The sequence below is a fragment of the Salinimicrobium sp. TH3 genome (assembly GCF_026676115.1).
Classification (GTDB): Bacteria; Bacteroidota; Bacteroidia; order Flavobacteriales; family Flavobacteriaceae; genus Salinimicrobium.
The window spans coordinates 72,246-83,408 of sequence record NZ_JAPONB010000004.1 but is presented as its reverse complement, the minus strand read 5'-3'; the positions used below and the strand labels follow the sequence as shown (position 1 = coordinate 83,408).

Annotated in this window: 12 protein-coding genes; 8 read left to right on the top strand and 4 right to left on the bottom strand. The window is 38.0% G+C overall.

From position 1 onward, the window contains the following. Nucleotides 1–111: 111 nt before the first annotated feature. Complete coding sequence (locus OU683_RS07860) at nt 112–498, top strand: nuclear transport factor 2 family protein (protein ID WP_268136967.1); 387 nt, start codon at nt 112–114, stop codon at nt 496–498. 30 nt (nt 499–528) lie between these two features. Here OU683_RS07860 and OU683_RS07855 read toward each other — a convergent pair whose 3' ends face one another. Next, entirely contained in the window at nt 529–915 is a 387-nt protein-coding gene (locus OU683_RS07855) for a hypothetical protein (protein WP_268136965.1), read from the bottom strand. A gap of 157 nt (nt 916–1,072) precedes the next feature. Between OU683_RS07855 and OU683_RS07850 the strand changes: the two genes are divergently transcribed. Further along, nucleotides 1,073–1,738, top strand: coding sequence for a hypothetical protein (locus tag OU683_RS07850; protein ID WP_268136963.1), 666 nt, complete (start codon nt 1,073–1,075; stop codon nt 1,736–1,738). Between the two features lie 4 nt (nt 1,739–1,742). On the opposite strand, the gene OU683_RS07845 is transcribed toward OU683_RS07850, so the two are convergent. Both OU683_RS07845 and OU683_RS07840 read right to left on the bottom strand, forming a co-directional pair. Next, a complete protein-coding gene (locus tag OU683_RS07845) occupies nt 1,743–2,984 on the bottom strand; it encodes an APC family permease (protein ID WP_268136961.1) in 1,242 nt (413 codons plus the stop codon). A 174-nt stretch (nt 2,985–3,158) separates the two neighbouring features. Beyond that, the gene (locus OU683_RS07840) at nt 3,159–3,632 is read right to left on the bottom strand and encodes a ferritin-like domain-containing protein (protein ID WP_268136959.1); all 474 of its coding nucleotides are present in this window, start codon (nt 3,630–3,632) and stop codon (nt 3,159–3,161) included. A 168-nt stretch (nt 3,633–3,800) separates the two neighbouring features. On the opposite strand from OU683_RS07840, the gene OU683_RS07835 reads away from it, so the two are divergent. The 3 genes from OU683_RS07835 (at nt 3,801) to OU683_RS07825 (ending at nt 5,521) form a co-directional block, all read left to right on the top strand. Then, the gene (locus OU683_RS07835; RefSeq protein WP_268136957.1) at nt 3,801–4,262 is read left to right on the top strand and encodes a universal stress protein; all 462 of its coding nucleotides are present in this window, start codon (nt 3,801–3,803) and stop codon (nt 4,260–4,262) included. A 137-nt stretch (nt 4,263–4,399) separates the two neighbouring features. Next, nucleotides 4,400–4,864 (top strand): cupin domain-containing protein, encoded by a 465-nt coding sequence (locus OU683_RS07830; protein ID WP_268136955.1) that lies wholly within the window; start codon nt 4,400–4,402, stop codon nt 4,862–4,864. 213 nt (nt 4,865–5,077) lie between these two features. Then, entirely contained in the window at nt 5,078–5,521 is a 444-nt protein-coding gene (locus OU683_RS07825; protein WP_228912942.1) for a cold-shock protein, read from the top strand. A gap of 64 nt (nt 5,522–5,585) precedes the next feature. On the opposite strand, the gene OU683_RS07820 is transcribed toward OU683_RS07825, so the two are convergent. Further along, a complete protein-coding gene (locus OU683_RS07820; protein ID WP_268136953.1) occupies nt 5,586–7,454 on the bottom strand; it encodes a M61 family metallopeptidase in 1,869 nt (622 codons plus the stop codon). Between the two features lie 570 nt (nt 7,455–8,024). Between OU683_RS07820 and OU683_RS07815 the strand changes: the two genes are divergently transcribed. From OU683_RS07815 to OU683_RS07805, 3 genes are all read left to right on the top strand, one after another. Further along, a complete protein-coding gene (locus OU683_RS07815; protein ID WP_268136951.1) occupies nt 8,025–10,139 on the top strand; it encodes an elongation factor G in 2,115 nt (704 codons plus the stop codon). Between the two features lie 21 nt (nt 10,140–10,160). Next, nucleotides 10,161–10,565 carry a hypothetical protein gene (locus OU683_RS07810; protein ID WP_268136949.1) on the top strand — a complete coding sequence of 135 codons (405 nt, stop codon included), beginning with the start codon at nt 10,161–10,163 and terminating at the stop codon, nt 10,563–10,565. A 92-nt stretch (nt 10,566–10,657) separates the two neighbouring features. After that, nucleotides 10,658–11,131, top strand: a complete 474-nt coding sequence (locus OU683_RS07805) for a DUF1569 domain-containing protein (protein WP_268136948.1) — start codon at nt 10,658–10,660, stop codon at nt 11,129–11,131. The last annotated feature ends 32 nt before the right edge of the window (nt 11,132–11,163 follow it).

Here is an 11,163-nt window from a genome sequence, read left to right as displayed (position 1 = left end):
CAATAGAAATTAACCGATGCTTTCCTTCAGCATGAGTGAAAAAGAAATTTTGTATATTTAGTAGTTTAAAATATTGCTTCACAATTAGTTGCGCTTTAAAAATATTTAATAATGAGCGAGAAAGAGAAATTTTTGAGAGATGTAAATAATGCTTACATGGAAGGGGACGAGAAATTCTTCATGGAACATATTACAGATGACATATGCTGGGTAATTGTGGGGGAGAAGGATATTTCGGGCAAAGCTGAGTTCAAAGAGGTCTTAGACCAAATGAAGGAAATGCCATCTGTTGATATTGAGGTGGAAAATATCTTTTTTAATGCCACCCATGGGATTGTGGAAGGTGTGGTAGTGAGTAGAAACCGTCTTGGCCAAAAAAAACAATTCGGCTTTTGTGATATCTATAAATTTGCGAACGGTCCCGGGTTAAAAATTTCGGGAATCACTTCATATGTAATTGACATTAGCCGGTACCTTCAGTACAGAGAAAAACGATAAAAAAAGCCACCTTCTTAGGTGGCTTTTCTATTAATTTTTAGACTTCTCATCTCTCGTCTTTTCTGAAGGATCTTTATACTTTTCGGCTTTGTCGCCTTTATAAACAGTATCTGTTTGTGATTCTATATTATCATTGGAATTAGCAGATTCTTTAGGCCGCCTTTCCTTCTCCACGTCCTGGGGTTTATTGGTAGTAGGATTAAACTTTCGATCTACCTCTCCCGGGATATCAAGATCGGCACCAGCGTAATCAATAGGTTCATCCCTATCCTTAAAATAGTCCCCCTTCTTTTGATCCTGACTTTGGTTATTCAAGACTTCCTTATCCTCAGGAGTAATATCTGGATTGTATTTCCCCTCCTTGTCCCGGTTCATATCTTCTCTTTTATTTTTTGGTTGTTCTTCTTTCTTTGTCATGGTTTTGTTTTTAATTAAATTACAGATAATCTTATATTTACCCGAGCTTTAGCGGTTAAAATGCAGTTAAATTTTTAATTGGTTTCCGGAGAAATTTTTCTTCATAAAAAAAGTGGTTGAATTTTTGATATCTTAAATGCTGAAGAATATTCTGGTAATGAAAAATATATTTTTACTTATTTTCTGCTTTGCGTCTTATGTTGCACAGGCTCAGATTGATAATCCCACAGCTCCTGTTAGAGCTCCGGGTGAACTTATGGCACCAAAAACAGGTAGTGAATCTTCATCTTTTAAAAAATCTTCGGGCAATCATAGCTTGAGTTCCAAAAAAGGCATTTTTAGTGCAGAAAGTGAATCCATGAAACTGGGTGAGAAAGAAGAAAAATCCTTCAGCATGAGAACAGATCAAAACGGACTCATGACTTTTAAAGGAAAGGATTTTACTCCCAAAGCATTTACTAAAGACAAAGAGGTTCGGGAAGAATTCCGCAAGGACCAGTATTTAGGAGATTTTATAACCACCGGAGTTTATGTAGAACTATATTGTCGCGATCATGAATATATTGATGGCGACAAAGTAAAGATCATCGTGAACGGTGTTGTGATCAACAGGAATATGTCTTTAGGTGCTACTTTTACGCCCATTATGGTTAATCTTGACAGCGGACTCAATAACATTGAATTCGAAGCTCTTAACCAGGGAACATCCGGACCAAATACTGCCGAGCTTAGGGTTTATGATGACCAAGGCAGGGAAGTAGTTAGAAAGGAATGGAACCTACTCACCGGTTCCCGCGCCAGCCTTGTTGTGGTAAAACAATGATTTATTAGAGATTCCCCTGGAACAGGTTGTAGATGTTAAATCCAAATAAGATTAGGATGGTGATTAATGCAAGAACTGTGGGCAAAGGAATATTATTTACATTGAACCGAATATAAAAAGGAGGTTTTTTATTTTTCTCGTTTCTCTTCTTGTGTCGCAAATTAAGCAGTGCAATATTTACCATTGCAAATACAATGAATATAAAAATATTACTAAGGCTGGCAACGATCTTAAGATTTCCTATTAATCCAAATCCTATAGCCACAAGAGAAATGGCGATGATCGCGTAATTTGGCGCATTTCCAACCCCAGATATCGTCGTAAATTTTTTAAGCCAAGATTTATCACTGTCCCTGGCCACATCGTAAAGCAGCCTCGAAGTTCCCAATATATTACTCAGGATAGTCTTGCTGGTAGCAAACAACGCTATGATCACCAGGGAAGTTGCGGCCCAAGCACCAAGTTTTGCTTCAATAACTGCTGCAAGAGGTCCATTAGAATTTGATAGTTGTTTCCAATTTAATACGCTCACCGAGCTAATTGCGATCAATACGTAAACAAGGAGTACAATAAGACCACTCATGATCACAGCTTTAGGCATATTGACCTTTGGGTTTTTGGTCTCCTCAGCCATTTTTACAAGGTCCTCAAAACCTATATAACTAAAAAAGATCAAAGCACCTCCAGCGAAAAGACTGGTCCATCCGCCATCATTGGTTTCAAGAAGGGGAGTAGTTCCAAATTCAGGAATACTAACCACTACAACTGCTGCCAGGCCAATTAAAGTGACTATTGTGGCAAAGGCATTAAAATATGAACTGTATTTCGCACCAATGATATTGAAAGCCCCCATAAGGAGGATAATTCCTATCACAAGGATCCAGTTTGGGACATTAATAAGTCTGCTTAAGTAATCTGCAAAACTTATGGCAATTGCAGCAGCAGCCACAATTCCCGTAAAAACAATAAAAATTGACATTGAAAAAGCAGTTTTCTTCCCAAGGCCCTGTTTCATATATTCAAAACTTCCCCCAGAATCCGGGTAACGGCTTACAAACTCTGCGTAGGAGAGCCCTGTAAGCAAAGCAACAGTTGCGGCTATCACAAAACTAAGCCACAGCATATTTCCGCTCAGACCGGCGGCCTTTCCAATTATTGCGTAAATACCGGCACCAACTATCCCGCCTACACCAAACATTAATACATCCCAAAATCCTAAAGTTCGCTTGAGCTCGTTTTTTCCCATTCCAAAAATTAATGATTAACAATAAATAAATTTAGGTCTCCACTCAATATAAATTTTCAAGAGGAGGAAAAACAGAGGTTTAACAGGACCTAAAGAAAAACATAACACTACTTAAGAAGCAAACAAAAAAGACTCCATGGTTTATGGAGTCTTTTAGGATGTTTTATAATTGGATTAATGAAAATCTTCTAAAGACTTTATTTCTGAAATAGTTTCCTCTATTTCTAAAATATGCCTGCGTAGTAATTCTTCAATTTTAGCAGGGTATTTTTCCATTTTTAATTTCTTCTCATACTCTTCCAGACTGTTTTTTTCACCACGGAGACATTCCTCCAAAAGGACTTTATCTGCGTCCTTTCCCAAAGAAGTTTTTAGATTAATCCAGGTCCTTTTAAGTTTACCTACTGTGGAACCCGAATCTTTTGGATGTTCATTCAGGGAATGCAGTTCTTTGTCAATTTCTGTAGCGAAATGATTTCTTCTCACCGCCTGTTTCTTAAAAAATTCTTTTAAAGATTTACTTTCTGCACGTTCCCGGGCAGTTCTGTAATCTTTTTCTGCGTCATAATTTTTTTCCAGTAGTTCCTGCAGATCGTGTGTAACTTTTTTATGACTTTCTTCCCGGGCAGATTCTCTTGTAGTTTTCATGAGATCCAGTTTTTAGTAACACATAAAGATACGAATATTCAAGATTTACTAAAAGACAATGGTCACAAAAAATTAATTTAATCATCTTATAAACAGAGAGTTAAAAGCAGTATTTCATCTAACCTGCAAGATCTGCTTAATTTTTGTATTTTTAAATAAAACCTCAACATGAAGAAAGTACTTATTGCTGTAGATTACAATCCTGTCTCTGAAAAAGTTGCCCAACAGGGATATGAACTTGCAAAAAATTTGAATGCTGAAGTTTGTCTCATTCATGTATTAGATGATGTAGGATTTTATGGGGTTCATTATCCAACATTTATGGGATATGATGGTTATTCGGGAATGGGACCGGACCTTGATGTGGCCATGGAAATGAGGAATATTGCTGAAGAATTCCTGGAAAAGGCACAAAAACATCTTAATGACCCTCAGGTAAAGACGCACTTGGCCGAAGGGGATACAGCTAAATCTATATTGGCTTATGGGGAAGAATGGGGGGCAAGTATGCTGGTAATGGGTACCCACAGCCATTCTGTCCTGGAAAAGCTTTTTCTTGGCACGGTAGCCGAAAAGGTCCTGGAAAAAACAAAGATCCCCGTGTATCTTGTTCCTGTAAAGGAGAAATAAATTTCCGATCTAGTTTAGTTTTTACGTATATTAGAGTATAATATATTGATAATCAGGTTTTATTACATTGTTTCACCTGAAACTTCAATTTTTATTGTTCCCCGGTTTTTAGTCATTAACTAGTAAAACCTTAGGTTATGAAAAATGAAAAATTATCAGGAATATTAATACTCTTTGCTTTAATATTCTCTACAGCAGGAATTATGGCTCAGGAAAGGGCAGTTGATTCTACCAATTCTGTTGTTCGTACCATGAATGATAAAGATTTGCAGTGGGGACCCTGTCCCGATTTTATGCCTAATGGATGTGAGATCGCTGTTCTTCATGGAGATCCTGCTAAAAGAAATGTAGATATTTTGTTTAAAGTAGCTGCAGGTTCAGATATTCCCAATCATGCCCATACTTCTGCTGAACGTATGGTGTTGCTTTCGGGAGAAATGGAAGTCACCTATGAGGGAGAACAAACCCGGAAACTAAAAGAAGGCTCCTATGCCTATGGACCTGCACAGAAACCACATTCGGCAAGGTGTGGAGGATCAGGTCCCTGTGTGCTCTTTATTGCCTTTGAAGAGCCTCTGGATGCCTATGCTGTTCAAAAATGACATTTTAACAAAGAATTTCTTCAGGAAGGTAAAAAACTGGATCTCAGGGATAAATTATTTCAGTAATAAATAAAAAGAAATTATAACTTTGCATTTTAGTTCAAGTCTCAATTATTTTAAGGTAAATCTTCTTCTCCTGATTTTTTTTCCCTGAATTTTTTTTGAACTTCAATTAAAAACTTTATATTCATTTGAAATCCAATTAAATCGCTAATGGCAAAATCACAACAGACGTACAACAAAATTGAAAAAGAAAAGAAGCGCTTAAAAAAGCGTGAAGAAAAAAAGAAAAAGAAGGAAGAAAGAAAGGCAAGTGGAGATTCTGTCTCTGAATTTGCTTATGTAGATGAATTTGGCAATCTTACAGATACTCCGCCAGATCCTTCTCAGAAAGTGGAAGTTGACGCTGAAAGTATTGAAATTGGAATTCCTAAGAAAGAGGAGTCAGACGAGGAAAATGATTTTAGTAAGGAGGGGAAAGTTTCCTTTTTTGATCATTCTAAAGGTTTTGGTTTTATTCTTGACAGCAACAGCCAGGAAAAGTATTTTGTACATGTTACCGGTCTTATTGATGAAATAGAAGAGAACGACAAAGTTACTTTTGAACTGGAGAAAGGCCCGAGGGGTATGAATGCAGTAAGAGTAAAGAAGATATAAATATTTCCTTTTTTGGAAGATATATAAAAAGAGCGGCAGTATTTACTGCCGCTCTTTTTATGTTTTAAGATTTTAACCAGCTATGTCGCAATTCCATTTGTTCATCTGTTGGGTTCATGATCTCCACGAGCCGCTTTCCCGTAGACATTGGTTCAACTACATTTCCTTTTATTTTTAATTCCTCCCCATTTCTTTCAATCGTGAGACTTATAGGGTCTCCCACTGACCAGTTCGCAGAATCACCAATGAGATCATAAATATTCTGAACATTATACGATTTTCCATTTATGGCTTTGATCCTATCTCCCGCCATTAATCCAAGTTCTTCGAAGAATGTGCTCAATGACAAATCATCCCTCAAGATAATTTCGCCGGCCTCATTTACCGTGATGTAAGGAGTAGAAGGATCCTGAAGGAAATAATCAACAGGTAGTTCTCCTTCCCGCATTTCCAGACCTACTTTTTCAAAAAACTCATCATAAGGGATAGGAGTATTCCCGCTCACATACGTATTAAAGAATTCACCAATTTCGGGATAAGTTAATTCTGTAATTACCGGGAAAAGATCTTCGTCTTCAAACGGTTTGTTTTTGCCGTACATTTGTGTTAGCTGCTTCATAAGATCAAGCAAGCCCATTTCTCCATTGCTCAATTCCTTTAATCTAATATCCAGGGCCATTCCAATCAATGCTCCTTTTTGGTACACATTGTAATAGCTGTTTTTATATTCATCTTCAAGTATGTTCTGGCTCATTTCTGTAAAGGACATGGTATCATCAAAATTCTTTGATACCATTATCTTTTCCTGCATCCTGTCATAGAAATCTTGATTGGTAATAAGCCCCTGGTTCACCTGAAAGAGATTGGCAAAGTATTCTGTAACTCCTTCGTAAAGCCAAAGGTGTCGTGACATTTGGGGATCATTGTAGTCAAAGTAATGCACCTCTTTTGAGTGTACTCCCAGGGGAGTCAAAATGTGAAAAAATTCATGAGAAACTATATCGGTTAGAGACTTATTAAGAGCCTCTTGCCCCATTTGTTCCGGCATGACTACAACCGTAGAGGTATGATGTTCAAGAGCCCCAAAATTAGCAGCGTCGCCTTCTCCCGGGGTAGCAGATAAATATAGAAGAATCGCATATTTATTGGTATTATCAATGTCACCTAAAAAGTCCTTTTGGGCAGTGATCATTTTCTCCATAGCAGGTTTGAAATCCTGCGCACTGAATTTTTGGGAAGGCGAATAAACGTGCAGGAGCACATCCATTTTATCAACTTTAAAACTCACCGTATCGGGCGCCGCATACATGATAGGATTATCGGTCACCTCGAAATACCTGTTGACACGAAAGATATCCTTGGTTGTTCCTGCACTAAACTCTGAAGATTTAGTGATATTAAGGGCGCTTCCGGCATACAGATCATTGGAACGAATAATTTCCAGTTGGTAAGGCTCTTCAGTGAGATCGTTAAAATATCCCACGAACCCGTGAAGATTCAGAAGGAAATTTTTATCCTTATTGATATTAGTTCCCGCCATGGAATAAATTCCTCCTTCTCCCGGAACATCAAATGTATCATTCATCCAGTAAGTCACTTTATCAAGGCGGGTGGCATTTGCAATGCTCCAGCTGTTCTCATCGTAGGCGGTTACCGGGAGCTCATTTCCTTTGTAATCATAAGCTTTAAGATTCTCTGCATAAGCTCCGAAATTGGAAGTAGAGTAGGTGCCGGGAACAGTCTTGGGAATAAAAAAGACAATAGTTTCAGTTTTTATCTCGCCGGGATACACAGTAACCATGACCTTATCATCCTTGACATTTACCAAATCGAGGGTTGCGATGGTAGGTTCTTGAGTAGAACCTGGCTGCTGAGAGATTTTACATGAATTTGCTAAAAGCGTAAGGGCAAATAAATAAAGTATTTTTTTCATAAGATGTGTTTGATAATCATAAGACCCTAAAAGTTAACTATCGTTACAGAAGAATTTCTTAAAATTATTGAATGAAAAAAGAAATACTTCAAGGCGCCGCCTCATTTAATCAATTCTCTTGAAATAATTACTTCATATTACATAACATCATTACTATAGAGGCATTGACCAATTGACATTGAAAATATTGTTGCCGGTACTGCTGAAATATTTAATAGACACTTGTAATTGATTCATCAAAAATTCTGTGGATATAAAACCGGAAATTTTTCAGGGAAAGAATATTATGGTCGATGTTGAAGTAAATTATTCGGAAATACCGGGTTAATTTTTGCGTGGTAAACTTATTCAACCTTGGCAGCTGGATTCGTAACCGGTTTATGATATTGATCAGGAAAAGCTTAAAAAAGAGCTTCAATCTCTAATTTTTTTGATTAAAAAAGAATAAATTTATAGGGCAGATTTTAATATAATCCCGGGAATTAATGGATATCTTTACTTACTTCTCAGCATTTATTTCCGGGTTTTTCTCAATTTCTTTCCTTCTTGTTCCATTAAAACTTTCAAAAGATGAAGATTTACGATGATAAACACATCAAAAATGTGGTCTTTGTAGGCGCTCATAATAGCGGTAAAACCACTTTGGCAGAAACCATGTTGTTCGAAGCCGGTCTAATCAACAGGCGTGGTACTGTAGAAGCAAAAAATACAGTCTCAGATTATCATGATATTGAGCACGAAAAAGGAAATTCAATCTTTGCAACTCCTCTGCACACAGAATGGCGGAATTATAAGATCAACATTATCGACACCCCCGGTTTGGACGACTATATTGGAGAGATCATTTCCTCCATTAGAGTGGCCGATACCATAGTTACTGTTCTCAATGGCCAGTACGGCGTAGAAGTAGGTACAGAGATCATTTGGAATTACATTAAAGAATTCCATAAACCTACAGTGTTTGTCATTAATCAAATTGATCACCCGGGACTCAATTTCGAAAAAAGTTTTAATAGTATTAAAACCCTTGTAGGGAATAAGGCTGTTAAAATTCAATATCCGGTTGTAATTGATGGTGCACAATGTATCATTGACGTTCTTAAAATGAAAATGTATCGATTTTCTGCTGAAGGAGGAAAACCCGAAAAATTCCCTATTCCTGACGACCAAAAGGTTATAGCCGTTGCTTTACACAACGAACTGGTGGAAAAGGCTGCCGAAAATGACGAAGAGTTGATGGAATTATTCTTTGAAAAGGGATCTCTTAACGAGGATGAAATGCGCAAAGGAATAAAGGCAGGTATGCTCAACTACGACCTGTTTCCGGTGTTCTGTATGTCTGCTCTTAATGATATGGGAAGCGGAAGGCTCATGGGCTTTATAGACAATGTCGCTCCCGCAGCAATTGACTTAAAACCTGAAGTTAGTGCAGAAGGAAAAAACATCTTACCAAAAACTGAAGCACCACCTGTTCTGTTCGTCTTTAAAACTGTTCATCAACCTAATTTAGGACAAGTGACTTTTTTTAAGGTAAAAAGGGGAGAGGTAAGAATAAATGATAAGCTGGTGAATACCAGAAATGGCGAAACAGAGGTTTTTAATCAGCTCTTTATCATGGATGGCAAAGAAAGAAATCCTATTTCCAAACTGGTAGTGGGGGATATTGGAGCCACCCTTAAGTTAAAACATACCGAAACCAATGACACCCTGGCCGCTTCCGGAGAAGAAGTTTCTATCAAACCAATAGAATATCCGCAGCCTAGGATAAGGAGAGCGGTTTCTGCTATGAATACCAAGGACGAAGAAAAACTTAATGATGCATTGAAAAAAATTCACAGCCAGGATCCTACTGTGGAGATCTCTTTTTCAAACGAAACCAGGCAGTTGATCCTGGCCTGCCAAGGCGAGCTTCACCTTGCAACAATAGATTGGCTCCTCAGGAACGTTTATGGTGTAGAGGCAAGCTTTGAAAAACCAAGAATCTCTTTCAGGGAAACCATCCAACGACCATCAGCATCAAATTACAGACATAAAAAACAGTCGGGTGGTTCCGGGCAGTTTGCAGAAGTGCATATGAAAATTGAACCCTGGGAGGAAAATATGGCAGAACCCGAAGGTTTCAATATTAGGGGGAAAGAAGAGCTCGATCTTCCATGGGGCGGGAAACTGGTATTTTATAACTGCATTGTAGGTGGGGTCATTGATCAACGTTATCTACCATCTATTATGAAAGGGATCATTGAAGTGATGGAAAAAGGTCCTTTGACCGGTTCATATATTCGTGATGTGAGAACCATGATCTACGATGGAAAAATGCACTCTGTAGATTCTAATGATATTTCTTTTAAAATTGCAGGTGCACATGCTTTTAAGGAAGCGTTTTTAAATGCATCTCCTAGACTCCTGGAACCGGCTCTTGATCTTACTGTAAAAGTACCCGAAGAAATGGTGGGAAATGTCATGACCGAACTGCAAAGCCGTCGCTCAATTATTCAGGGAATTGAAAGTGCAGATAATTACCAGGTTTTAAAATGTATTGCACCTGAATCTGAATTATTTGGATTTTCAACCGAACTTCGCTCCCTTACAAAGGGACGGGCTACCTTTAGTAGCGATTTCAACGGGTATCAACCTGTTCCTGCTAATATCCAGGAGAATTTGACGAAAAGTAAAGAATTAGCTTAATGATTTTTTAAAGTAAATTGAATGGAGTTTTTTAAATATGTTACCGTCAACACTTCAGAGGCTGAGCTTCGATCTCTACTCACTCTCGAAAATCTGAGTATTTACAGTAGCGAGCTTTTTCCTTTAGAGAAAATAGAAGATGACCGGGTGAGAATAGGAGGGGTGTGGGGAGAATTTACGCTTACTTCCCATCCTGTTGCCGGAGGTTTGCGTTTCGCCTTACAGGAGTGTCCAAATGCCCTTACCTGGACGATTACTACCGGATTTCCTCCTGAACCAGAAGTCATTGTTATCCATTTAACAATAAACAGAAAACAGAAGGAACAGGATTTCTTAGAGGAAATCGAAGAATTCATGGAAGATTTGGCGGCGGGTATTATGAAGGTTTTTACCCCCGGTAGAACATACTTAATTAATTACCAGTGATTTGAAAAAATAAAATTTTAAAACCCGTGATTTTTCGGAAGTTACGGGTTTATTATTTTTACTTACTTTTAAGAAAATCAAGAATAGACCTCATGAAAGCTGAAGTTCTACAGGCCCAATTAAAAGAAATGCAGGATTATATAAAATATAATACTCAGCAAAATTCAGAAGTTTCAGGGGCGCCCGTTGGCTGGCATCTGGCACATAATCTTAAGGTCATCCATTCGATCCTTGGCTCGCTGGACATATCAGACCCAGCTCGCTACCAATGGAAATTCAGCTGGAAAAAGGAACTCGTTTATCTTACCGGGAAAATTCCAAGAGGAAAAGCCAGGTCTCCAAAAAAGGTTATTCCGGAGGAGAATGTTTCCGCAGAAGAACTGCAGGATCAAATTTCCAGAGCCAGCCGCAAAATTACCGGTATTTCAAAGCTTCCAAAAAATGCCTTTTTTGAGCATCCTTATTTTGGTCATATCAAGAGAGATGAAACTACCAAATTCCTGGTAATTCATACAGAACATCACCTCAAGATAATTAGGGACATACTTGGTGACAGGACGAAATAATGGAATTTTAGCTCTTGCTGAAAAATAGGAGA